Here is a 23665-nt window from a genome sequence, read left to right as displayed (position 1 = left end):
CCGTTTGATGAGCCTTTCCGCGCGTCCGGCGCTGCACCGCAATTTCCACCGCCTGGCGTGGTTCGCCATGATCATGACCGCGAGCACGATCATGTTCGGCGCCTTCGTGCGCCTGTCCGATGCCGGCCTGAGCTGCCCGGACTGGCCGACCTGCTATGGCCAGGCCACCTGGCCGCAGCACGTGGAGGAGACCATCGGCCACCCGGCGGCGGAGATCCGCCCGCTGGAAACCCACAAGGCCTGGCGTGAACAGGTGCACCGCTTCCTGGCCGGCGCACTGGGCATCGAGATCCTGACCCTGGCGCTGCTGGCCACGCGCAAGCGGCGATTCGGAAGCACGGCGGTGGTGACCGCCTGCGTGCTGGTGGCCGCCGGCATACCGCTGTACATGATGGGCTGGCATGGCACCGCCAGTACCTTGGCTCTGATCGGCGAGGCGATCCTGCTGATCGCGGCGCTGCGCTGGAGCAACATCGACCTGGCGCGCGCTGCACTGCTGACCCTGGCCGTGGTGATCTTCCAGGCCCTGCTGGGCATGTGGACGGTGACCCTGCTGCTCAAGCCCATCGTGGTGATGGGGCACCTGCTGGGCGGCATGCTGATGTTCGCGCTGCTGGTCTGGATGGCCTGGCGCGCCACGCACATGCCGATCACCCTGGCCGAAGCACCGAAGCTGAAGTGGGTGCTGCGCATCGGCGTGGCGGTGCTGGTCACCCAGATCGCACTGGGCGGCTGGGTCAGTGCCAACTACGCGGCGCTGGCCTGCGGCGGCGGCAGCGCCTCGCTGGACAACTTCCCGCGCTGTGCCAACCAGTGGTGGCCGCAGCACAACTTCGTCGAAGGCTTCACCCTGTGGCGCGGCATCGGCGTGGATTACGAAGGCGGCGTGCTGGATGGCGCCTCGCGTATCGCCATCCAGATGGCGCACCGGCTGTTCGCGGTGGTGGTGGCCGTCTACCTGCTGTGGCTGGGCGTGCGCCTGTTCCGCTTGCCGAGCATGCGTGGCTGGGCCAGCGCGCTGATCGCGCTGCTGGTGCTGCAGGTCACCCTCGGCATCCTCAACGTGAAGCTGGCGCTGCCGCTGGAAGTGGCGGTGGCCCACAACGGCGTGGCCGTTGCCCTGTTGTTCGTGCTGGTCAGCCTGCTGGCCCGCCTGCGCGCCCCGGACTGACTCCATGTTTTCCAATTACCGCCAGTACTGGGACCTGACCAAGCCCAAGGTCGTTGCCCTGATCGTCTTCACCGCCCTGGTCGGCATGGTCCTGGCCATTCCGGGCGTGCCGAGCTGGGAGCAGGTGCGCGCCGGCGTGCTCGGTTTCCTCGGCATCTGGCTGGCGGCCTCTGCCGCGGCCGCCATCAACCAGCTGCTGGACGCGCACATCGATGCGCAGATGGCGCGCACCTCGTGGCGTCCGCTGGTGGTGGGCAAGGTCAAGCCATGGCAGGTGCTGGTGTTTGCCGGTGTGCTGATCGTGCTGTCGATGACCATCCTGGTGCTGTGGGTGAACCTGATCACCGCCGTGCTCACCTTCGCCTCGCTGATCGGCTACGCGGTGATCTACACCGTGTACCTCAAGCGTGCGACCTCGCAGAACATCGTCATCGGTGGCCTGGCCGGCGCGATGCCGCCGATGCTGGGCTGGGCGGCGGTGACCGGCATGCAGGGCTCGTCGGACTGGGCGTACTCGTCGCTGCTGGTGCTGATCATCTTCATCTGGACCCCGCCGCACTTCTGGGCGCTGGCGATCTTCCGCCGCGAGGACTACGCCAAGGCGGAGATCCCGATGCTGCCGGTGACCCACGGCGTGGTGCATACCCGCAAGCAGATCATGGCGTATTCGGTGGTGCTGGCGCTGGTCTGCCTGCTGCCGTACCTGGTGGGCATGAGCGGTGCGTTCTACCTGGGCGGCGCGATCGTGCTCAACGCGGTGTTCCTCTGGTATGCCTGGCGCATGCTCAACCCGCCGGACGAATTGTTCTCGATGAAGATGTTCTATTACTCCATCGTGTACCTGATGGCGCTGTTCGCCTTCCTGCTGGTGGACCACTGGATCCTGCCCTGGTTGTGAGGGGCTGCCCTTTGTAGAGTCGAGCCACGGTCGACTCAGGCCCGGTCTGATGGCGGGAGCATCCACGCACGGCGTGGATCTACTTGAACCGCGGTTGCTGCGTCGCCATTGCTGTTCCTGACCGCAAAGGAAAGGAAGGCGCAGGGATGCATTCGATCTTCCGTTGGACCACCGCGCTGCTGCTGGCGCTGGGTGTGGCCCTCACCGCGCATGCCGATGACACCGCCGCGCAGATCCGCCAGCATGCCGGTGAGCACCGCCTGCTGGTACTGGGCGAATTCCATGGCACCCGCGAGACCCCGTTGCTGGTACGCCAGCTGGTGGACGACTACAGCCGCAACGGCCCGGTCCTGATGGCGCTGGAACTGCCACGCGCCGAGAACCCTGTGCTGCGCGACTATCTGGAATCCGATGGCGGGGCCAGGGCGCGCCGGCACCTGCACGGCCGCGCGTTCTGGACCGTGCGCGATGACCAGCATGATGGTCGCCGCAGCCGCGACATGCTGGCGATGATCGAAGGCCTGCGTGTGCTGAAGACGCAGGGGCGCGTGATCGAAGTGGTTGGCTATGACGTCAATGCCAGCAGTGGCGGCAACCAGGCGCGCGATGACTTCATGGCAGCCGAGTTGCGACGGCTCTATCGAGAGTTGCCAGACAATGCACGCATGCTGGTGCTGACTGGCAATGTCCACGCCATGCTGCGGCGACCGGAAGGTATGCCGCCGGAAATGCAGAGGCGGCCCATGGCCTCCCAGCTGCGGGACCTGGATATCTACAGCGTGCGGTTGGGTGCGCTGCGTGGCCAGGCGTGGGCGTGCGCGGACCGTTGCATGGCGCGGCCACTTCCAGAGCAGGTGGCCCCGCGGCCGCGGGGCGATACCCATGCGGAACGGGCGTACGACCTGTGGGTGTGGATGCCGGAGCTGAGCGTCGGCACGCTCGTGGATCCGTAGTGTCAGGCAACCCATCCACGCATGGCGTGGATCTACTGGTGGTTCACGCCATCCGTGGTTTGGAGTAGATCCACGCCATGCGTGGATGGTCTACCCGGAACAACCCGCGTGCCCTGTCAGGGCTTGCGCCGCGCATACCGCTGCGCGATCACACCGCAGACGATCAGCTGGATCTGGTGGTAGATCATCACCGGCAGCACGATCGCGCCGAGGCTGCCGCCGGCGAACAGCACCTTGGCGATCGGCACGCCGGTGGCCAGGCTCTTCTTCGAGCCGCAGAACACGATGGCGATCTCGTCCTCGCGGTTGAAGCGCAGCCGGCGGGCGATGAAGGTGATCAGCGGCATGGCGATGCCGAGCAGCACGGCAGCCACCACGGCCACGGCCAGCAACGAGAGCAGCGGTGTCTTGCTCCACAACCCTTCGGTCACCGCTTCGCCGAACGCCGAATACACCACCAGCAGGATCGTGCCCTGGTCGGTGTAGCGCAGCAGCGCGCGCTGCTTCTCAACCCAGCCGGCAATCCACGGCCGCAGCAGGTGGCCGGCCACGAACGGCACCAGCAGCTGCAGCATGATGCCGCCGATCGCGTGCAGTGGGTCATGCACGCCGCCGGAGGTGCCGGCCAGCGCGGTCAGCAGCAGTGGGGTCAGGAACACGCCGAGGATGCTCGACAGCGAGGCGCTGCACACCGCTGCCGGCACGTTGCCGCGGGCCATCGAGGTGAACGCGATGGACGACTGCACGGTGGACGGCAGGGTGCACAGGAACAGCACGCCCAGGTACAGCTCCGGAGTCAGCAGCCAGCCCGACAGTGGCTTGAACATCAGCCCCAGCAGCGGGAACAGGATGAAGGTGCAGGCCAGGATGGTCAGGTGCAGCCGCCAGTGCAGCATGCCGCCGATGATCGACTCGCGCGGCAGGCGCGCGCCATGCAGGAAGAACAGTGCAGCGATGGCGACGGTGGTGACATCGTCGAGGACGATGGCGGCGGCGCCCTTCATCGGCAGCAGCGAGGCCAGGCCGACGGTGCACAGCAGGGCGAGGGTGAAGTTGTCCGGTCGCAGGCGCGACCACCAGCGGGTCATGGTGGGCAGGGTCCTTGGTGCGGAGGGTTCAGGGCGAGGTGACCGGCGTTGCCAGGCGTTGGCGGGTGGCGGCTTCCAGCGACTTCAGGCCAGCACGCTGGCCCAGCTGAAGGGCCTGTTCGGGGCTGGCATGTTCGTACCGTGCATTGACCAGGCCGAGCACGGCGCCGGCGCGGTTGCCGGACGCACAGTGCAGCAGCACCGGCCCCTGGCTCTGCTGCAGGGCCAGGTGCACGGCGCGCACGTTGGCCGTATCCAGGCCATCGGCGCCGGCCACCGGAATGCGCACGTAGCGCAGGCCCAATGATTCGGCGACGCGGGTTTCATCGAAGCCCCGGTCCTCGCCGGGCTGGCGCAGGTCGATCACGGTGCGCACGCCCTGTGCAGCCAAGGCCTGCAGCTGTGCGGCGCTGGGCTGGCCGCCGGCATACAGGCCGGGGCGGACTTCGTTGAGGGGCGCGTCTTCGGCCAGGGCCGTCAGTGGCAGGCAGAGCGACAACAACAGCAGGCAGGTCAGGCGCAGCAGCATGGTCTTCTCCGTGAAAACGTTCTGCCGCTACAGGCGCAGTCCGGCGCGCGCCTTCAGCAGCTCGCGCAGTTCGTACTTGTCAGTATCGTCCAGGCCCTGCTGGCGCTGCTTTGCCAACAACTCCTCCAGACGTTGCACCAGCAGCTGTTTCTCCAGCTGTGCCACTGCGTCGTGCAGTTCCTGGGTCCAGCTGGCCTCGGTGCCGGGCAGCGTCTGTGCGGCCAGGGTATGCAGCGAGGCCTGTTCCTCGCGCCCGTCGAAGTGTTCCAGCAGGGCGCCGGTGCTGATGTCCGGGCGCTGTTCGACCAGCCCCAGCAGCTCCAGCAGCAGTTCCACGCCGGGCAGGCGCAGGCCCTGGAAGTGGTGCTTGCCGCCCAGCGTCAGCGCCAGCGACGGCTGCTGCAGCAGCACGGCGATCGCGCCGCGCACCAGGCTGCGCTTGGCCACCGGCTGGATCGTCCGCTGCGGCTGGCGTTGCGGCATCGGCGCGCGCGTGGCCTGGGCAGTACCGCCCAGGCCGGTCAGCTGCGCCAGCTGCTGCTTCATCAGGTCGCCGAAGGCGCCGTCGGGAATCTGTGCCAGCATCGGCTTGGCGCGTTCGGCCAGGCGTGCCTTGCCATCGAGCGTGCCCAGGTTGATCTCGCGGGTCAGTTCGTCGAAGAAGAACTGCGACAGCGGCGTAGCCTGCTTCAGGCGCTCGTTGAACGCTTCGGCGCCTTCCTTGCGCACGATGGTGTCCGGGTCTTCGCCATCGGGCAGGAACAGGAAGAAGGCCTGGCGGCCATCCTTCATGCGCGGCAGCACCGACTCCAGCGCCTTCCAGCCGGCGCGGCGGCCGGCGGCGTCGCCGTCGAAGCAGAAGAACACGTCCGGTGCGTTGCGGAACAGCAGCTCGGCATGGTCCGGCGTGGTCGCGGTACCCAGCGTTGCCACCGCCTGGGTGACGCCGAACTGGAACAGCGAGACCACGTCCATGTAGCCCTCGACCACGATCAGCCGCTCGATCTTCTGGTTGGCCTGGCGCACCTGCCACAGGCCGTACAGTTCGCGGCCCTTGTGGAACAGCGCGGTTTCGGGCGAGTTGAGGTACTTGGGGCCGTCGTCCTTCTCGAACACGCGGCCGCCGAAGGCGATCACCCGGCCGCGACGATCGAAGATCGGGAACATCACCCGGTCGCGGAACTTGTCGTAGACATGGCCGCGATCGTTCTTGGAGAACAGGCCGGCACGGTCGAGCAGCTTCATGCGCCGCTCGTCCTTGCCCAGCGCATCGCGCAGGCCGCTGTACCCGTCCGGGGCGTAGCCGATCTGGAAGCGCGCGCGGTTCTCTTCGTCCACGCCACGCCCATCGAGGTAACTGCGTGCCTTGTCGCTGCTTTCCAGGTTCTTCTGGAAGAACCGGGCGGCGGCATCCAGTGCCGAATACAGCTCGCGGCTGTCGTCCTGCTGCTGGGGGCTGCGCGGGTTCTCGTTGCGCGGTACTTCCATGCCCGCGCGCTTGGCCAGCTCATCCACCGCGTCGAGGAACTCGAGGCGGTCGTAGTTCATCAGGAAGCTGATCGCGGTGCCGTGCGCGCCGCAGCCGAAGCAGTGATAGAACTGCTTGGTGGGCGAGACGGTGAACGACGCGGAGCGCTCGTCATGGAACGGGCAGCGCGCGGCGTACTCCTTGCCCTGGCGCTTCAACGGCACGCGGCTGCCCACCACCTCGACGATGTCGGTGCGGGCGAGCAGGTCGTCGATGAAAGCGTCGGGGATACGGGCCATGGGCAACAGGGCAGGGCGCGGTGCAGGACCACGCGACGGAACCGGGGGCGGTCGGCCTAGTTTACCCCCTGTCGGGCACCTGGCTGGCGGTTGCCGGATCAATGCCGGCTGCGGCCAGGTGATGACGCGCGCGCAGGCGCTCATCGATCACCGCCGTCATCAGGGCGCCAACGAAGAACACGACGGTGGCGTAGTAGATCCAGACCAGCGAGATCACCAGCGCGCCCATCGAGCCGTAGGCACTGCCGGGGGCCACGGTTGCGATGTAGACGCCGATGCCGTACCGGCCCAGTGCGAACAGTGCCGAGGTGATGACGCCGCCGATGAAGGCCTGGCGCCACGCCACGCGACGGTCGGGCAGGTAGTGGTACATGAAGGCGAAGCCGACTGCGTACAGCAGCAGGCTCGTGACGTACCCCAGCGCGGGCAGGATCGAGGGCAGTTGCGCGAAGGCCACCTGCAGCACCGTGGTGGCGGTCATCGACAGGATCAGCAGGAAGCCCAGCGCCAGCACCACGCCGAACGAGAACACGCGCTTGCGCAGCCAAGCCTTGAGGCCTTCCAGGCGCTCGCCGCTGGTGCGGAAGATCAGGTTCAGTGCGTTCTGCAGCTGGGCGAACACGGCGGTGGCGCCGACGAACAGCAGCAGCGTGCTCCACACACCCGCCAGCGAGCCGACATCCGGCTGGTTGTCGGCGTTCTTCAGAACGGTTTCGGCCACGGTGGCCGCGCTGCTGCCGGCCACCGAGCTGATCTGGTCGATCAGTGCCTGCTGGGCCGGTGGGTACAGTGAGGCGGTCAGCCACAGCAGCAGCACCAGCAACGGTGCCATCGACAGCAGGGCGTAGAAGGAGACGGAAGCTGCCTGGGTCAGCACGTCGACGTCGACGAAGCGCTTGGCCACCGCCATCGGGAAGCTGTCCTGCAGGCGCTTGATGTACTTGCGCAGTGACACGGGAACGTTGGGCTCGGGTTCAACCATGTGTGCGGTTGTAGCAGGCGACCGACGAAGGTGCGGTGAAGCGGGTGCATCAATGGGGTCAGAGCCCTTCCGTGTCGCGGAAGGGATCCGACCGCAAGTGCTGGATTACGCCAGCAGCTGCTTGACCAGCTTGGAGACCAGGCCCATGTCGGCCTGGCCGGCGAGCTTGGGCTTCAGTGCGCCCATCAGCTTGCCCATGTCGGCCGGGCCGGAGGCGCCGGTTTCGGCGATGGCGGCCTGGATGGCGGCCACGATCTCGGCTTCGCCCATCTTGGCCGGCAGGTAGGCTTCGATGACCACGATCTCGGCGCGCTCGATCTCGGCCAGGTCTTCGCGGTTGGCGGCTTCGTACTGGCTGACCGAGTCCTTGCGCTGCTTGACCATCTTGTCGAGCACGGCGATCACGGCGGTGTCGTCCAGTTCGATGCGCTCGTCCACTTCGCGCTGCTTGATGGCGGCATTGATCAGGCGGATCACGCCCAGCTTGTGCTTCTCGCCCGCCTTCATGGCGGCCTTCATGTCTTCGGTGAGCTGCTGCTTCATGCTCATGAGGAACCTCGTGGTGGTAGGTGGGGCGGGGGCGGATGCCCGAACCCGGAAACGCAAAAAGCCGGCGACGCTCGCGCGTGCCGGCTTCGGCTCCATCGCGACAGGCAGGCCCGCCGCAATGAAGATGCGTCCGATCAGTACAGGCGCTGACGCTTGGTGACGTCGCGCGACGAGCGGCGCAGCTGACGCTTCACAGCAGCGGCGGCCTTGCGCTTGCGCTCCTGGGTCGGCTTTTCGTAGAACTCGCGCTTGCGGGTTTCGGCCAGCACACCGGCCTTTTCGCAAGTGCGCTTGAAGCGGCGAAGAGCAAACTCGAAGGGCTCGTTCTCGCGGACTTTGACGCTGGGCATGGAATCTCCGGGACACAGTAGAACCGGGTCACGCCCGGCGAGCCGCACATTATAGCGGCGAATAGACAAACTGCAAGCGGCCAACCCTGAATACGGGCCGGAAGTTCGAAAGCAGTGAGATCTGCACATCCCCCGAGGGGGCGGCAGGGGCGTCATAATAGCAGGCATGCGAGTCCTTGGCATCGAATCTTCCTGTGATGAGACCGGCGTGGCGGTGTATGACACCGGCCTGTCCGGCAGCGCGGCCCTGCGCGCCCATGCGGTCTACAGCCAGATCGCCCTGCACGCCGAATACGGGGGTGTGGTGCCAGAGCTGGCCAGCCGCGACCACGTCCGCAAGCTGCTGCCGCTGGTGCGCCAGACCCTGGCCGAAGCCGGTCTGGGGGTAGGCGATATCGATGGCGTGGCCTATACGGCCGGTCCCGGCCTGGTCGGCGCGCTGCTGGTGGGCGCGGGCGTGGCGCGTTCGCTGGCCTGGGCGCTGGAGGTACCGGCCGTGGGCGTACACCATATGGAAGGCCACCTGCTGGCCCCGCTGATGGAAGACGACCCGCCGGAAGCGCCGTTCGTGGCCCTGCTGGTGTCCGGTGGCCATACCCAGCTGGTGGCGGTGGATGCGATCGGCCAATACCGGCTGCTGGGCGAGACCCTGGATGACGCGGCCGGCGAGGCCTTCGACAAGACCGCCAAGCTGATGGGGCTGCCGTACCCCGGTGGCCCGCAGCTGGCCAGGCTGGCCGAGCAGGGCACGCCGGGCGCGTACCGCTTCGCGCGGCCGATGACCGACCGCCCGGGGCTGGATTTCAGCTTCTCCGGCCTGAAGACCCAGGTCCTGATGGCCTGGCGCGACAGCGACCAGAGCGAGCAGACCCGTGCCGACATCGCCCGGGGCTTTGAAGATGCGGTGGTCGAGACCCTGTCGATCAAGTGCGAGCGCGCGCTGGAAGCGGCGGGGACCAACGTGATCGTGGTGGCCGGCGGCGTCGGCGCCAACACGCGCCTGCGCGCCCGCCTGCAGCAGATGGCCGAGCGCCTCGGCGGCCGCGCCTGCTTCCCGCGGCCGGCACTGTGCACCGACAACGGGGCGATGATTGCCTTCGCCGGCGCGCTGCGCCTGCAGGCCGGCCAGCACAGTCCGCCGAAGGTGGATGTGACCCCGCGCTGGGACATGGCGACCCTGCCGGCGGTGTGAACCGGTAGCGTCGGGCCACGGCCGGCGGACGCATTACCGATGCACTGCCAACGGCGACGCCGCCAGCACGGTTGTCGCCCGCTCATGGCGCTGCAGCCAGCCCAGCGTGTGCGGGCAGCGGGCATGGATCAGCCGCCCGATCGCGGCCAGGTCGGCGCCGATGTCGCGCTCGAGGATGGGCTCGTGATGGGCGATGCGGTTGCGCAGGTGGCGGATGCGGTCGAGGTCAGCATGGATGTTCCTGCGGACCACGCTGAGAGCATCCTGTGGCGCGTTCGGCAACGCAATCTTCAAGCCCCGCGCCCAGATGGCTCCCTCGAAGCGCCGCGTGAAAAGCTGCTGCCAGAAAGCGAAACGAAGACTGGCGATGATCTCCGGAGTGTCCATCCGAGGATCTGCCTGTCTATGGATATCCTGCAAGGCCGACAACGCGCCATCTGCTGGCATCCGCTGCAGCAGTGCAGGATGCCAGGGCCAGCGCGGCCCGAAGGTATGCGCCAGCGCCGCGGCCACCGCATTGCGGATTACGATTTCACAGACGTGCAGGGGAGATAGCAGCGCGCCGCACATCTGCATGTTCCATACGTAAAGTGAGGCGGCGTCCAAACAGTGCCGGTATGCAATGCGTTTGTACGTCGCCCACCGTGGGCGTGACAGCGCTGCCTGCAGGATTCGTTGCTCTCTCATCAAATACGGGACCACATGGCGGATCACTAGCCTGCGCTGGTTGCCGCAGGCGTGATATCGGGCAATGCCGCCGTGTCAGGCAGCAAAATTCCTGTATCGCCTTGGGCTTCCTCCAGTATGTCGTGATTGACTCTGGACCGTAGAGGAAATGAACGTCACGATCTGCATCGTGTGCTCCGGGACTCGCGGCTGGATTCCAGCTCCCCCCGGGGACGTTGAGAGGTACCAAAGGGCCCCGCTAGCAGGGCCCTTTGTTTTTTCCGGACCGCCCCACGCCGGTGGCCCGCCGCCCGTTCCGGGCAGGCTCACCGCCGTGCCGGTACCATGGCCGTCTGTATTCGGCTGGTAACCGCAATGGACAAGGTTTTCATCGAGGGGCTGACGATCGACGCCCTGATCGGCATCTACGATTGGGAGCGGCGGATCCGCCAGGACCTGGTGTTCGACCTGGAAATGGGCTTCGACAACCGTCGCCCCGCAGCCACCGATGACATCGCCCACACCCTGAACTACAAGGCGGTGAGCAAGCGCCTGGAACAGTTCGTGCGCGAGTCGGAGTTTGGCCTGGTCGAGACCCTGGCCGAGCGTTGCGCGCAGATCGTGCTGGACGAATTCGACGTGAAGTGGCTGCGCCTGAAGCTGAGCAAGCCGGGCGCGGTGCGCGGCGCGCGCGCGGTGGGCGTGATCATCGAACGCACGCGGGACTGACCCGGTCGTGCCGGCCATTGGCCAGCAACCCCGGTAGTGCCGGCCGCTGGCCGGCAACCTTGGCAACAACGAAACAGACAGGAGACAACCGATGGTGGACGCGGTGGTGGCGGTACAGTGGCTGGAACGGCTGCAGAACACACTGGAACCCTATCCTGGCGCCTACCTGGCGTTGATGATCTCGGCGCTGCTGATCGCCGCTGGCCTGGCCAACTGGGTGACCAAGCGCATCCTGCTGCGCGGGCTGCGACGCCTGCTCAGCCGCCTGCCGGGCGCTGATACCGGCAGCGGCAGCCACCTGATGCGGGTGATCTCGCGTCTGTCCAATGTGGTGCCCAGCCAGGTGATCGCCTCGGGCATCCGCATCGTGCCGGACCTGCCGCCGGGGCTGGTGAGCTTCATCATCGGCGCCTGCCAGGCGTGGGCGATCCTGACCGTGGTGCTGGCCATCTCGCATGCGCTGGATGCGGCCAATGATCTCTACGAGCGCCGCCCCGAGGCACGCAACAAGCCGATCAAGGGGTACCTGCAGGTCGCCAAGATCGTCATCTTCGTGATCGCCGGCCTGTCGATCGTTGCCACCCTGGCCGGCGTCGACCTCCGCTATCTGGTCACCGGTCTCGGCGCCGCCACCGCAGTGCTGATGCTGATCTTCCAGGACACCATCCTGTCGCTGGTGGCCAGCGTACAGATCAGTGGCGATGGTCGTGTACGCATCGGTGACTGGATCGAGATGCCCAGCCAGAACGCCGATGGCGATGTGATCGACATCGCCCTGCACACCATCACCGTGCAGAACTTCGACAAGACCATCACCACCATCCCGACCAAGAAGCTGGTGACCGAGTCGTTCAAGAACTGGCGCGGCATGCAGGAGGCGGGTGGGCGCCGGATCAAGCGCGCGCTGTACCTGGACCAGCACAGCGTCGGCTTCCTGGATGAGGGCGACCTGGCCTTCCTCGGTGAATTCGCGCTGCTGCGCGACTACCTGCAGGCCAAGGAGCAGGAGCTGGGGCAGTGGAACGGGCGCCTGCGCGAGCAGGGCGTGGCCGAGGTCAACAGCCGCCGGGTGACCAACCTGGGTACCTTCCGGGCCTATGTGGAGCGCTACCTGCGCAGCCACCCGGGCATCCATACCGACATGACCCTGCTGGTCCGTCAGCTGCAGCCGACCACCGAAGGCCTGCCGCTGGAGCTGTACTGCTTCACCCGCAGCACCGCCTGGGGCGAGTACGAGGCGGTGCAGTCGGACATTTTCGACCACCTGCTGGCGATCCTGCCGGCCTTCGGCCTGCGGGTGTTCCAGGCCTCCAGCGACGCCATGTTGATGGCCGGGCAGCGCCAGTTGGCCGGCTCGGAGTAAGCTGCGGTGCCCCCGGCGGGGCCATACGGACCCCGCTGGTGGCTGAAACTGAATGAACAAACCCCTCGCCAAATCGCCCGGGATCGCTAGAATGCCGGGCTTGTAAACGTTTTCATCAAGGACTGCCGGTGGCCTCCGATCGCATCGAATCCCTCATTGCCCAGATGACCGTCGAGGAAAAGGTCGGCCAGCTGGGTGTCTTCGCGGACATGGTCCGCCCGTTCGCCCCGGATGTGAACCCGGAAGCCAACGTGCGCAATGCCGACCAGGTGCTGCAGCAGGTGCGCGAGGGCAAGGTCGGCTCGCTGTTCAATGGTGTGGGCGCCGAACTGGGCCGCCGCATCCAGCAGGTCGCCATCGAGGAAAGCCGCCTGGGCATCCCGGTGATCCTGGCTGCCGACGTCATCCACGGCATGCGTACCGTGTTCCCGATCCCGCTGGGCGAGGCCGCCAGCTTCGAGCCGGACCTGGCCGAGCGCACCGCGCGCGCCACCGCCATCGAAGCCACTGCCGCTGGCCTGCACTGGACCTACGCCCCAGCCGTGGACATCGCCCGCGACCAGCGCTGGGGCCGTGGCGCCGAAGGTGCCGGTGAGGACGTGGTGCTGGGCTGTGCGTTCGCCGCCGCCCGCGTGCGCGGCTTCCAGGGCAGCGACCTGCGCGCCGCCGATTCGCTGCTGGCCACGCCCAAGCACTTCGCCGCCTATGGCGCGGTGATGGCCGGCATGGAATACAACATGGTGGACATCTCGCCGCAGACCCTGCGCGACGTGCACCTGCCGCCGTTCAAGGCCGCCTTCGACGCCGGCGCGATCACCGTGATGTCCTCGTTCAACGACATCAACGGCGTGCCGGCCAGCGCCAACGCCGAACTGCTGACCGACATCCTGCGCGGTGAGTGGAAGTTCCCGGGCGTGGTGATCTCCGATTACACCGCCGACATGGAACTGGTCGCCCACGGCTACGCCGCCGACGACCGCGACGCCACTGCCAAGGCGTTCACCGCCGGCCTGGATCTGAGCATGCAGAGCGGCTTCTATGCCGAACACCTGCCGGGTCTGGTCGAGAGCGGCGACGTGCCGATGAGTGTGCTGGATGAAGGCGTGCGCCGCATCCTGTGGCTGAAGGAAACCATCGGCCTGTTCGACGACCCGTACCGTTCGCTGGACCCGGCGCGCGAAGCCGATACCTCGTACCTCGCCGCGCATGACGAACTGTCGCGCGATGCCGCGCGCCGTTCGATCGTGCTGCTGAACAACCGTGACAACGTGCTGCCGCTGCAGAAGACCGGGCAGAAGATCGCGCTGATCGGCCCGTTCGTGCAGGACCGCGAGAACATTGAAGGCTGCTGGACCCTGTTCGGCGACAAGCAGCGTTACGTGGACCTGGAAACCGGCGTGCGCGCCGCCATCGGCGATGAAGCGCTGCTGGAGATCGTGCCGGGCTGCGAACTGGAAACTGCCATTCCGGGCGGCACCGAAGCAGCGGTGGCTGCCGCGCTGCGCGCCGACGTGGTGGTGCTGGCGCTGGGCGAACCGCAGCGCTACAGCGGTGAAGCGCAGTCGCGCGTGGAGATCACCCTGCCGCCGGCACAGCAGGCACTGGCCGAGGCGGTGGCGATGACCGGCAAGCCGCTGGTGGTGCTGCTGCGCAACGGCCGCGCGCTGGCACTGCAGGGCGCGGTGCGCAACGCGCACGCGGTGGCGGTCACCTGGTACCTGGGCACGCAGACCGGCCATGCCGTGGCTGATGTGCTGTTCGGAGACTACAGCCCGTCCGGCCGCCTGCCGGTCAGCTTCCCGCAGGTGTCCGGCCAGCAGCCGTACTTCTACAACCACCCGCGCACCGGCCGCCCGGAACTGCCGACCATGTCGGAGTTCAAGGCTCGCTGGCGCGAGATTCCGAACGAGCCGCTGTACCCGTTCGGCCACGGCATCGGCTACACCACCTTCGCCTACGGCGTGCCGCAGCTGAGTGCGGCGCAGCTCGGCTGGGACCACACCCTGACCATCACCACCACGCTGACCAACAGCGGCGACGTGGCCGGCGAGGAAGTGGTGCAGCTGTACATCCACGACCGCGTGGCCAGCCGCGTGCGTCCGGTGCGTGAACTGAAGGACTTCCGCAAGGTGGCACTGCAGCCAGGCGAGTCGACCAACGTGGTGTTCACCCTCACCCGCGAGCAACTGGCCTTCACCGGCCGCGACGGCGTGCTGCGTGCCGAACCGGGCCACTTTGACCTGTGGGTCTGCGCGTCCTCGGCGGCCGGCGAAGCCGTGCAGTTCGAGCTGCTGAAGGCCTGATCGAAGAAAAAGGGGACGGAGGGGATTAAGTCGTTTGTGCCACTAACGACTTAATCCCCTCCGTCCCCTTTTTGTTGTCCTCACCGCGGCGGCGCTACCATCGGGCTCCCTGTTTCGATGGAGTGCGCGCATGCGCCGGATGGCTTGTCTGATTCCCGCCCTGATGCTGGCCGCCTGCTCGCAGCCGGCGGCACCGCCGGCCGGGCCTGCGACGGATGCACCGCCGCCGATGGAGGCCAGCGCCCAGGCAACGCCTGCGGCATCTGCCACTGAACCCGCTGCTTCGGCACCGGCCGCGCCCGCAGCGGAAGCGCCCGCCGAAGACGCACGCGCGCGCATCGAAACGCTGCTTGGCGATGCGGCGCAGTTCGAGAAGGTCTTCAATGCGTTCAAGGCCGCCGTGGTTGGCGGCGATCGCGCTGCGGTGGTGGAGGAAGTGCGCTTTCCATTGAACGTCGGTGGCGGAAAGAAGATCACCGGCCCCGGTGAGTTCCAGCGCAACTACGAGAAGATCATCACCCCGGCGGTGGTCAAGGCGGTGTCCGAGCAGGATTTCGGCAAGGTGTTCGTCAACCAGCAGGGCGTGATGATCGGCAGCGGCCAGGTGTGGTTGAACGGGCAGTGCCTGGATCAGGCCTGCACGAAGACCGAGGTGAAGGTCATCACCATCCAATGAACGCAGACGGCCCCGCGTGCGGGGCCGTTTGGCAAGGTGGTGCCGGCCGCTGGCCGGCAACCGCAGGATGTCGGAAGGATCCAGGTGCCGGCCAGCGCCCGGCACCGGCGGGCATCAGGTCTTCGGGGTGAGCTTCAGCAGGCGCGCCTTGCTGCCGTCTTCCAGCAGCCACAGGGCGCCATCCGGGCCCTGTTCCACTTCGCGGATCCGCTCGCCCATGTTGAAGCGTTCGGCTTCGCGCGCGCTGTCGCCGTCGAAAGCCACGCGCACCAGCGAGGTGGAGGACAGGCCGCCGATGAAGCCGCTGCCCTTCCACTGCGGGAACAGGTTGCCGCTGTAGATCACGAAGCCGGCCGGCGAGATCACCGGCGTCCAGGTCACCTTCGGCGCGGCGAATTCCGGGTGGGTGCTGTGGTCGGGAATCGGCCGGCCGTCGTAATGGTCACCATTGGAAACGATCGGGTAGCCGTAGTTGGCGCCGCGCACGATCAGGTTCAGCTCGTCACCGCCGGCCGGGCCCATCTCGTGTGCCCACAGCTTGCCGTTGGCATCGAAGGCCATGCCGAGGATGTTGCGGTGGCCCAGTGACCACACCTGCGCGGCCACGCCGCCCTGCGAGGCGAACGGGTTGTCGGCGGGCAGGCTGCCATCGTCGTTGAGGCGGATGATCTTGCCGAGGTTGCCGCCCATGTCCTGCGCCGGATCGAACTTCTGGCGCTCGCTGGAGCTGATCCACAGCTTGCCGTCCGGGCCGAAAGCAAGGCGATGGCCGTAGTGACCTTCACCACTCACCTTCGGGCTCTGTCGCCAGATCACCTTCAGGTCCTTCAGCTGGCCGGCACCGTTGGCGTCCAGCGCCAGCGTGGCACGGGCCACGGCAGCGCCGCGGGTGTCCAGCGTGCCTTCCTCGGCATAGCTGAGGTAGATCACGTGGTTGCTCGCGAATTGCGGGTGCAGGATCACGTCACCGAAGCCGCCCTGGCCGCCGTAAGCGACCTTCGGAACGCCGGTAATCTCATGCTTCTGGCCGCTGGCCAGGTCCAGGTGCTGCAGCTTGCCGCGCTTTTCGGTGACCAGCAGGCTGCCGTCCGGCAGGAAGGTCATCGCCCACGGCTGGTCGAAGCGGCTGATTTCGGTGGCGGTGAACGGGCGCTGGTCGGCAGTGGTGGAGGCTGCGGGCGCCGCAGTCTGGGCGCCGTTGGCGGCCGGGTCGGCGGCATTGCAGGCGGAGGTGGCAAGGATCGGCACCAGGCCGAGGGCGAGCAGCAGGGGCGTGCGGGTCATGGGTATCTCCAGGGCGGGGATGCGGATGGCCGGGCTGTCCCTTGTATACCACTGGCGTCGTGAGCGTCGTGGCCCGAAGGTCCTGCGACCCCTGTGCGAGCGCGGCGGGATCGTCTAGGGTGGGCACGCCCGGGCAAAGCGTGCCCGTCTGCCTGCCAAGGATCTGCAATGAACACTGCCATGCCCCACAAGCCCTCCACCGCCTTCATCGCCGCCTCATGGGTGGCCCTGCTGCTGGGTGCAGCGGCCTACCTGATCGGTCTGTTCAACGCCACGATGGCGCTCAACGAAAAGGGCTACTACCTGACCCTGCTGCTGTTCGGCCTGTTCGCGGCGGTGTCGCTGCAGAAGAGCGTGCGTGACCGCGTCGAGGGCATTCCGGTGAGTGGCCTGTACTACGCGCTGTGCTGGTTCGCACTGCTGTCGGCGTTGATGCTGCTGCTGGTTGGCCTGTGGAATGCCACGCTGGCACCGAGCGAGAAGGGCTTCTACGGCATGGCGTATGCACTGTCGCTGTTCGGCGCGGTGGCGGTGCAGAAGAACACCCGCGACCTGATCGCCGCCGGTGGCGGTGAGAGCAAGCGCAGCGCGGTCGTGCCGCCGCTGCCGGAACAGGAGTGAATGTGTAGAGCCGGGCCCATGCTCGGCTGTCCCGCGGCGTTTGCGGAGTCGAGCCGAGCGTAGGCTCGGCCCGACAAAAGCGTGGCGCTATCGCTTCAACAGCGGATCCGCCTGCTGCGCGTCCTCCCAGCCACGGCGCACGGCATTTCGTGCCTGCGCCCATTCCAGCCGGCTGCGGCCACGCTCGCTGGCCCAGCGCGACTCCAGTTCAGCTTCGACCTGTTCGTAGGCGCGGATCATGTCCTGTGCACGCGCGGCATGGCCGATGCGGTAGGCCGGTTCATAGTCCTCGAAGAACAGCTGGTCGTCGTAGTACGGTTCGGCGGTGTAGCGTTCGCGCCAGTAGTTGCTGACCGCATCGCGCGGCGTGCTGTCGTCCGGTACGCGGCCGGGGATCTGGTACTCGGTCATGGAAGGCTCCGTTGTGGACGAAGCCTGATCCTGCCTGTGTGGCGGTTAACGGCCCGGTCCGGCAGCGTGATCACCAGATCAATCCGCCGGGCATGGCCCGGCGCTATCGGTCATCCGGCGTCGGCATCTTTTCGCGGCAGCTTGTAGATCACCGCGCCGATGGCGAACGCCACCAGCGCAGCAGCGATGTTCTGCCAGCTGGCACTGGCGAACAGCGCCAGGCACAGCAGCAGCGCCAGTACCGGAATCAGCGGACCACCCGGCAGTTTCAGTGCGCCCGGCCGGTCCGCATAGCGCTTGGCCAGCACCAGTACCGCAGCGGCCGTTCCGATGTAGGCGAACAGGCGCGTGGTCATCGACAGCAGGGCCAGCTGCACGAACGAACCGGACAGGGCCAGGCCCAGCGCGATCAGGCCTTGGCACAGGATCGACGCGGCTGGCGTGTGGAAGCGCGGATGCACCTGCGCCAGGATCTTCGGCCCATAGCCATCGCGGGCCAGTGCGAACAGGAAGCGTGGGCCCATCATCATCGTGTTGCTGTTGGTGCCGAGGATGGAGATGGTCGCGCCTACGGTGAGGATCAGCGCCAGCGCTTCGCCGCCGAAGCCGGCAGCGGCATCGGCCAGCGGCGTGGCCGAGCTGGCCAGGCCGGCCAGCGTGCCCTGTGCCACCACCTGCACCGCGCCGTAGATGACGGTGACGGTGATGATCATGGTGATCAGCGCGAACGGAATATCGCGGCGCGGATTACGGTACTCGCCGGCGGCGGCCGGGATGTTCTCGAAGCCGGCATAGGCGTACAGCAGCAGCAACGCGGCCTCGCCCATGCGCTGCAGGTCGTGCGGGTCGGGGCGCTGGCCGGAGAAGGCCAGCTGCGGGTCGATGTAGAACGCACCGATGGCCACGAACAGCAGCAGCGGCAACATCTTGCCGATCACCAGCACCACGCCGGTGCGCGCGGCCGAGCGCACGCCGATGATGTTGACGCCGGTGAGGAAGCCCAGCGACACCACGATCACCGCGATGCGCCCCATGCCGGCACCGGCCCACGGCCAGAAACGCGCGACCGCATCGGCCAGCGCGTTGCTGAGTGCGGCCGCCGAGCTGATGCGGGTCAGCCAGATCATCCAGCCGATCTCGAACCCGGCGAAGCGCCCGAACGCCTCGCGTGCATACAGGTAGCTGCCACCGGGCTCGTCGAAATAGCTGGCGGCCTGCGCGTAGCACAGCACCAGCAGCGCCACGACGATACCGGCGGCGACCACGCCCCACAGGCTGAAGGGGCCGAGCAGGGCGACGGTGGCGGCCGGCAGCAGGTAGATGCCGCTGCCGATCACATCGTTGATCGAGAGGCCGACGATCTGCCAGCGGCTGACCGCGCGCTGCAGCTGCGGTTCGTCCTGCGCGCTCAACGGGCGTCTCCGCGCAATGCGGGCAGTTGCCACTGGGCCTGCAGGCGCGTGTACTCGGCGCGCGGCAGCAGCACGAAGCGCGGCGCATCCTGCGGCCGCAACCAGTCCAGCAGGGCCTGCATGCGGGCCTGCGGCATGGCGGTGCAGCCGGCCGTGGCCTCACCGGGTTGGCGCCACAGATGGGCGAAGATGCAGCTGCCCTTGCCGGGCTGGTTGTCCGGGTTGTGGGCGATCACGAAGCCTTCCTGGTAACGCACGTCGCCCTTGTTGTGCAGATCCAGCCGCATCGGCTCGGTGGAGCCTTCCACAGCTGCCTTGCCGACCTTCTTCGCGTCGACGATGCGGTTATAGAACGGCGACGCCGGCACATCCATGCAGTAGCTGCTGTCGAGCATCGGCTGGTAGGGCATGGCGGTGCCGGGGCGGGTGACGGCATAGCCGAACGCGCTGCCGAGCGCGAACACGCCTGCCGGGCTGCGGCCGTCGCCTTCCTGCTTCTGCGGGCCATCGGCCTGCGCCGGGTGCAGGCCCAGGCCCCAGGCGCTGCCGGTGCGGCCCAGTGCCACCGGGAACGCCTCTCCATGTGCGTGCCAGCCCTTGCCATCACGCACAAAGGCCTGCAGCTGGCCCTGTGTGCTGTCCCAGCTTTCGCTGGTGACCACGATCAGCTGGCGCGCACCCTGCAGCGGCGCAGCGTGGACGGATGCCGCCGCGGCAAGCAGCAGTGCAGCGGTAGCGAGACGGACCAGCGATTTCATCAACAGGTGCTCCGGTCAGGAATCCAGCAGGTGGTCGATCCGCTCCAGGTTCACCGCCAGCTGCTGCCGGCGGTCCGGATTGGTGTGGCAGAGCAGCACGAACAGGAAATCGAGCAGGGCGTGCATGGCGCTACGGTACAGCAGCTGCGCGACCTGCGGCGTGCGCTCGTGCGCACACACCACCAGCGCTGCGTCAGCATGCGCGCGCAGCGGGTTGGCGGTATGGCGGGTGATGGAAATCACCTTGCCACCCATGTCCTGGAACTGGCGCGACAGCTGCGAAAGCTGAGGCAGGTTGCCGAATTCGGAGAACACCAGCAGCGCATCACCGGGGCGCGCGGCCGACAGGTTGGCCAGCATCAGGATCGGGTCGGTATGCGGCACCACCAGCAGGCCGAGCAGCGACAGCCGCATGGCGAACTCGCGGGCATACAGGCCGTCGTCACCCAGGCCGTACACGAACAGCTTGGGCGCGCCGTCGAGCAGCTGCACGATGCGCTCGATTTCCTTGCGTGGGTTGGCCTGGCGGGTTTCCTCTTCGGCCTGCGCCTTGCTGCGGCGCAGGGTGTCGCCCAGGCGCAGGTAGTCGTCGCCGCTGTCGGGTTCGCTGGGGGCCTGCTGCGGATCGGCGCCAGCACGGGCGACATCCTGGCCGATGGAGTACTTCAGGTCCGGGTAGCCCTTGAAGCCGAGCTTCTGGCTGAACTTCACCACGCTGGACTGGCTGATGCCCAGCGCGCTGGCCAGTTGCTGGGACGAGTAGTCGCGCAGCAGGTGGGCGTTGTCGAGGATGAAGTCGGCGATGCGTCGCTCGATGGCCGACATCTGCCCGCGCTCGGAACGGATCTTCAGCAGGGGCGGCATGCGGGGTGTCCGAGGGGCGTGCGTTGGAGCATAGGGGAACGCGTTGCGGTTGGCAGCGTAGAGCAGGTCATGGAGTGGGTCGGGCGGGTGGGGTTTGCAGGGGACGCCGTGAATCCGTCCATGGAGGCTTGGCCGCGCCATCCTTGGCGCGGACACCCCTGCAAGCCCCACCCGCCCGACCCCGGACAGATCGCGCGCGTGCCAGCCGCGAAGGGGATACGGGGTAGAGCAGAAGCAAGAGCAAAAGCATCCACGCATGGCGTGGATCCACGGGATGCAGTTGTTGCCTTTGACGTTGAGTCCGCCTTCAAGCGAGCCGAGCACCGCAGGTCCGGCGAGGGCGAAGAGGCGCGGGTGTCTGAGCGCAGCGAGTTCCGCGCCGTCCCTCGACGGACCGAGGAGCGCAGGGTACCGGCGTGCGCAGCACGTCGGCTCGCGGCCGGCGGAGCGTTTCTTTTGGTTACTTTTCTTTCCGCGGAAAGAAAAGTAACGCGCGACCCAGGATCAGTTGAGGACCAAGCCAGCCGCAAGGCGCAAATCACCCCAGCATCTCCAGCCCGCGCACTTCGGTAATGCCCAGCCCCGGCACGTCGCTGATGCTGATCTCCGATTCGTTGAAATGCACGCCGCCGCTGGCCGGGTCGAACTGGCCCAGCGAGGGACCGTCGAGGTCAACTTTGGTGATCACATCACTCTTGGCCACGGCCAGGTGCACGGCGGCAGCCACGCTGATGCTCGACTCGATCATGCAGCCGATCATGCACGGCACGCCGTAGATGCCGGCGATGTCGGCGATGCGGATCGCGTTGGACAGGCCGCCGGTCTTCATCAGCTTGATGTTGATGATGTCGGCCGCGCGCTGCTGGATCAGGTCCATCACCTGGCTGGGGCTGAACACGCTTTCATCGGCCATCACCGGCGTGTTGACGCGATCGGTGACGTACTTCAGCCCGCTGATATCGGCGGCTTTCACCGGCTGCTCCAGCAGCTCCAGCACCACGCCGGCCTCTTCCAGCGTACGCATCGCATGCACCGCCTGCTTGGCGGTCCAGCCCTGGTTGGCATCCAGGCGCAGCAGGGCGCGGCCTTCCACGGCGGCATGGATCGCCTTGACCCGTTCGATGTCCAGGCCGATGTCCTTGCCGACCTTGATCTTCAGCGACTCGAAGCCGCGCTCGATGGCCGACAGCGAATCGGCCACCATCTTGTCGATGTAGTCCACGCTGATGGTGATGTCGGTGGTGATCACCGGGTCGCCACCACCGAGCATCTGGTACAGCGGCGCACCGTGCAGCTGCGCCCACAGGTCGTACAGCGCGATCTCCACCGCTGCCTTGGCGCTGGTGTTGCGCTCCATCGCGGTCTGCACCAGCGTGCACAGATGGTTGAGGTTGACCACGTCCTGGCCGATCAGGCGCGGGGCGATGAAGTGGCGGATCGCTTCGATGATCGAGCCGTGCGTATCGCCGGTGATCACCGCGGTGGCCGGGGCTTCACCGTAACCGGTGTTGCCGGTGTCGGTGCGGATCAGCACCACCACGTCCTCCACGGTTTCCACCGTGCGCAGGGCAGTCTTGAACGGCGTCTTCAGCGGCACGCGCAGCATGCCCAGTTCGATGGCAGTGATCTTCATTCAGGGGGTCTTGGCCCGCAGGCGCTGGATGTTGGTGATGCGGTCGATGTAGCGGACGGTATCGCTGGCCATCATCGGCTCCAGCGGCGTGACCGAAACACCATTGAGATGGGCCTGCACACGTCTGCCGTCGGCACCGAACCAGCTGCCGCCCGCCGTATCGTGGATCACCCAGGTGTGGCCGTCGACGTGGCCAATGGCCATCATCACGTGGCCGGGGATGTAGACCAGGTCGCCGACCTGTAGTTCGGTGACCGCACGGTCGCGCGCGGCCTTGCCGACATTGTCGGTGAACGGCAGGCGATCCAGTGCCGGGCTGACCGCCTGTGCACTGGTATTGCGCGGCAGCAGCACGCCGAAGCTGCGGTAGATCTCGGAGACGAACCCGCTGCAGTCACGGGTGTCGTAGTCATGGCCCCAGCCGTAGCGTTCGCCCAGGAACTTGAAGGCCTGCTGCAGCAGCAGGCGCGGGGTCAGTGGCAGGTAGTCGGCGGCGGTGTCCTGCGAGCGCGGCAGCAGCGCCGGTACGAGCTTCAGACGCCCATCGGCCTCGCGCACCGGCAACTGCACCACCCACGAGGCATGCGCCTGCTGGCCGTTCACCGGCTCTGACGCAGGCCAGTCGGCCAGCACCGGCAGGCGCACGCCCATATCCAGCTGCAGGCGCGAGACGCGCGGTTCTTCCGGGGTGTAGACGGTCTGCGCCGTGGCACCGGTGATGATGCGGTACGGTCCCTTCGCGCCGTAGCCGAGCACCGTGGCCTTGTCGCCGCTGGCGATGGCGTCGGCTTCGATCCACGCGCTGTAGCGCTCGCTGTGCACGAACAGCCAGCGGCCGTCGGCACTGCGGTGAACCACCGCGACCTTGTCGCCGGGGAACAGCGCCGATTCCTGGAAGCGGTCGATGTCGGTGTCACCGGCGGTGCTGAAGACGCGCTCGCGGGTGGGGAAGGTACGCAGTGCCGCGCGCTTCACCACCAGCCCATAGGCCGGTGCCACCTGGGCAGGAATCGCATCGAGGCCGAGGTTGGCTTCGATGCCGCTGCGCAGCGCGGGGGCGATGGCCTGGCCCGTCTCGTTGAACAGTGCACGCGTGGGCCAGCTGGACAGCGCGCTGATGCTGGCACGCACCGTCGCCGCATCAAGCTGGGCGGGCAGTGTGGCGATGTCCTGGATATGGCTGTCCTGCGCCCGCATCCGCGCGTTCTGCGCCTCGACCTGCGCGCGATCCAGAATCGGCGCATCAGCGTTGTCCAGGCGCGCGGCCCAGTACTGCGGGGTGAGGTAGGCCTCGTGCAGGCCGATCACATAGGGCAGCGGCGCACCCGGGTCGGGCGGTGGTGCCGCCTGTGCAAAGGCCGGTGCGGCCAGCAGGCACAGGGCCAGGGTCAACCGGCGCGGCCAACGCCGGTGCGGTTCGCGGGAAGCCAGGCTCATGCGGTGCACACCCTCCTCGAATGCCTGTT

General features: G+C 67.2%; 23 protein-coding genes. 9 read left to right on the top strand and 14 right to left on the bottom strand.

From position 1 onward, the window contains the following. Positions 1-7 precede the first annotated feature (7 nt). The 3 genes from AC5P6X_RS15410 to AC5P6X_RS15400 all read left to right on the top strand — a co-directional run bounded on the left by AC5P6X_RS15410 (position 8) and on the right by AC5P6X_RS15400 (position 3022). Positions 8-1171: a COX15/CtaA family protein gene (locus tag AC5P6X_RS15410; protein ID WP_005407797.1), complete on the top strand. Its 1164-nt coding sequence runs from the start codon at positions 8-10 to the stop codon at positions 1169-1171. A 4-nt stretch (positions 1172-1175) separates the two neighbouring features. Then, positions 1176-2069 (top strand): heme o synthase, encoded by an 894-nt coding sequence (gene cyoE, locus AC5P6X_RS15405; protein WP_005412028.1) that lies wholly within the window; start codon positions 1176-1178, stop codon positions 2067-2069. Positions 2070-2215: 146 nt separating this feature from the next. Further along, positions 2216-3022: a calcium-binding protein gene (locus AC5P6X_RS15400; protein WP_099605588.1), complete on the top strand. Its 807-nt coding sequence runs from the start codon at positions 2216-2218 to the stop codon at positions 3020-3022. A gap of 116 nt (positions 3023-3138) precedes the next feature. On the opposite strand, the gene AC5P6X_RS15395 is transcribed toward AC5P6X_RS15400, so the two are convergent. The 6 genes from AC5P6X_RS15395 to rpsU form a co-directional block, all read right to left on the bottom strand. Next, on the bottom strand, positions 3139-4110 hold the full coding sequence (locus AC5P6X_RS15395) for a bile acid:sodium symporter family protein (protein ID WP_049396182.1): 972 nt from the start codon (positions 4108-4110) through the stop codon (positions 3139-3141). A 28-nt stretch (positions 4111-4138) separates the two neighbouring features. Continuing rightward, a complete protein-coding gene (locus AC5P6X_RS15390) occupies positions 4139-4639 on the bottom strand; it encodes a protein tyrosine phosphatase family protein (protein ID WP_049448265.1) in 501 nt (166 codons plus the stop codon). A 27-nt stretch (positions 4640-4666) separates the two neighbouring features. Next, a complete protein-coding gene (dnaG, locus tag AC5P6X_RS15385; RefSeq protein ID WP_012478939.1) occupies positions 4667-6406 on the bottom strand; it encodes a DNA primase in 1740 nt (579 codons plus the stop codon). A 61-nt stretch (positions 6407-6467) separates the two neighbouring features. Further along, entirely contained in the window at positions 6468-7388 is a 921-nt protein-coding gene (locus tag AC5P6X_RS15380; protein ID WP_012478940.1) for a YihY/virulence factor BrkB family protein, read from the bottom strand. 105 nt (positions 7389-7493) lie between these two features. After that, positions 7494-7937 carry a GatB/YqeY domain-containing protein gene (locus tag AC5P6X_RS15375; RefSeq protein WP_005412032.1) on the bottom strand — a complete coding sequence of 148 codons (444 nt, stop codon included), beginning with the start codon at positions 7935-7937 and terminating at the stop codon, positions 7494-7496. A gap of 134 nt (positions 7938-8071) precedes the next feature. Continuing rightward, a complete protein-coding gene (gene rpsU, locus AC5P6X_RS15370; protein WP_002808376.1) occupies positions 8072-8287 on the bottom strand; it encodes a 30S ribosomal protein S21 in 216 nt (71 codons plus the stop codon). A 166-nt stretch (positions 8288-8453) separates the two neighbouring features. On the opposite strand from rpsU, the gene tsaD reads away from it, so the two are divergent. Further along, entirely contained in the window at positions 8454-9479 is a 1026-nt protein-coding gene (gene tsaD / locus AC5P6X_RS15365; RefSeq protein WP_049448268.1) for a tRNA (adenosine(37)-N6)-threonylcarbamoyltransferase complex transferase subunit TsaD, read from the top strand. 33 nt (positions 9480-9512) lie between these two features. Here the strand turns inward: tsaD and AC5P6X_RS15360 are convergent, their stop codons facing one another. Next, positions 9513-10166, bottom strand: coding sequence for a hypothetical protein (locus AC5P6X_RS15360; RefSeq protein WP_049448269.1), 654 nt, complete (start codon positions 10164-10166; stop codon positions 9513-9515). 354 nt (positions 10167-10520) lie between these two features. Here AC5P6X_RS15360 and folB point away from each other — a divergent pair, with 354 nt between their 5' ends. The 4 genes from folB to AC5P6X_RS15340 all read left to right on the top strand — a co-directional run bounded on the left by folB (position 10521) and on the right by AC5P6X_RS15340 (position 15216). Further along, entirely contained in the window at positions 10521-10874 is a 354-nt protein-coding gene (gene folB, locus AC5P6X_RS15355; protein WP_005407807.1) for a dihydroneopterin aldolase, read from the top strand. A gap of 91 nt (positions 10875-10965) precedes the next feature. Then, positions 10966-12237: a mechanosensitive ion channel family protein gene (locus AC5P6X_RS15350; protein WP_088436393.1), complete on the top strand. Its 1272-nt coding sequence runs from the start codon at positions 10966-10968 to the stop codon at positions 12235-12237. A gap of 128 nt (positions 12238-12365) precedes the next feature. Next, the gene (locus AC5P6X_RS15345; protein ID WP_123958150.1) at positions 12366-14540 is read left to right on the top strand and encodes a glycoside hydrolase family 3 N-terminal domain-containing protein; all 2175 of its coding nucleotides are present in this window, start codon (positions 12366-12368) and stop codon (positions 14538-14540) included. A 130-nt stretch (positions 14541-14670) separates the two neighbouring features. Then, entirely contained in the window at positions 14671-15216 is a 546-nt protein-coding gene (locus tag AC5P6X_RS15340; protein ID WP_329757232.1) for a hypothetical protein, read from the top strand. 114 nt (positions 15217-15330) lie between these two features. Here AC5P6X_RS15340 and AC5P6X_RS15335 read toward each other — a convergent pair whose 3' ends face one another. Further along, positions 15331-16500 (bottom strand): PQQ-dependent sugar dehydrogenase, encoded by a 1170-nt coding sequence (locus AC5P6X_RS15335; RefSeq protein ID WP_262091249.1) that lies wholly within the window; start codon positions 16498-16500, stop codon positions 15331-15333. 168 nt (positions 16501-16668) lie between these two features. Here AC5P6X_RS15335 and yiaA point away from each other — a divergent pair, with 168 nt between their 5' ends. Continuing rightward, positions 16669-17121 (top strand): inner membrane protein YiaA, encoded by a 453-nt coding sequence (gene yiaA, locus AC5P6X_RS15330; protein ID WP_005407812.1) that lies wholly within the window; start codon positions 16669-16671, stop codon positions 17119-17121. Between the two features lie 87 nt (positions 17122-17208). Here yiaA and AC5P6X_RS15325 read toward each other — a convergent pair whose 3' ends face one another. From AC5P6X_RS15325 to AC5P6X_RS15300, 6 genes are all read right to left on the bottom strand, one after another. After that, positions 17209-17532 (bottom strand): hypothetical protein, encoded by a 324-nt coding sequence (locus AC5P6X_RS15325; protein ID WP_005412038.1) that lies wholly within the window; start codon positions 17530-17532, stop codon positions 17209-17211. Between the two features lie 110 nt (positions 17533-17642). Continuing rightward, on the bottom strand, positions 17643-18944 hold the full coding sequence (locus AC5P6X_RS15320; RefSeq protein WP_005407814.1) for an APC family permease: 1302 nt from the start codon (positions 18942-18944) through the stop codon (positions 17643-17645). Continuing rightward, the gene (locus AC5P6X_RS15315) at positions 18941-19702 is read right to left on the bottom strand and encodes a L,D-transpeptidase family protein (RefSeq protein ID WP_329757233.1); all 762 of its coding nucleotides are present in this window, start codon (positions 19700-19702) and stop codon (positions 18941-18943) included. The genes AC5P6X_RS15320 and AC5P6X_RS15315 overlap by 4 nt, the downstream gene beginning before the upstream one ends. Before the next feature lie 15 nt (positions 19703-19717). Beyond that, complete coding sequence (locus AC5P6X_RS15310) at positions 19718-20566, bottom strand: MurR/RpiR family transcriptional regulator (RefSeq protein ID WP_099605593.1); 849 nt, start codon at positions 20564-20566, stop codon at positions 19718-19720. A gap of 538 nt (positions 20567-21104) precedes the next feature. Next, entirely contained in the window at positions 21105-22199 is a 1095-nt protein-coding gene (locus AC5P6X_RS15305) for a dipeptide epimerase (RefSeq protein WP_495215520.1), read from the bottom strand. Beyond that, a complete protein-coding gene (locus AC5P6X_RS15300; protein ID WP_099605775.1) occupies positions 22200-23636 on the bottom strand; it encodes a C40 family peptidase in 1437 nt (478 codons plus the stop codon). Positions 23637-23665 lie beyond the last annotated feature (29 nt).

This window comes from Stenotrophomonas sp. YJH_SMC_40 (assembly GCF_059368615.1).
The sequence above is the reverse complement of the archived record's forward strand: the minus strand, read 5'-3'. Positions and strand labels throughout refer to the sequence as shown.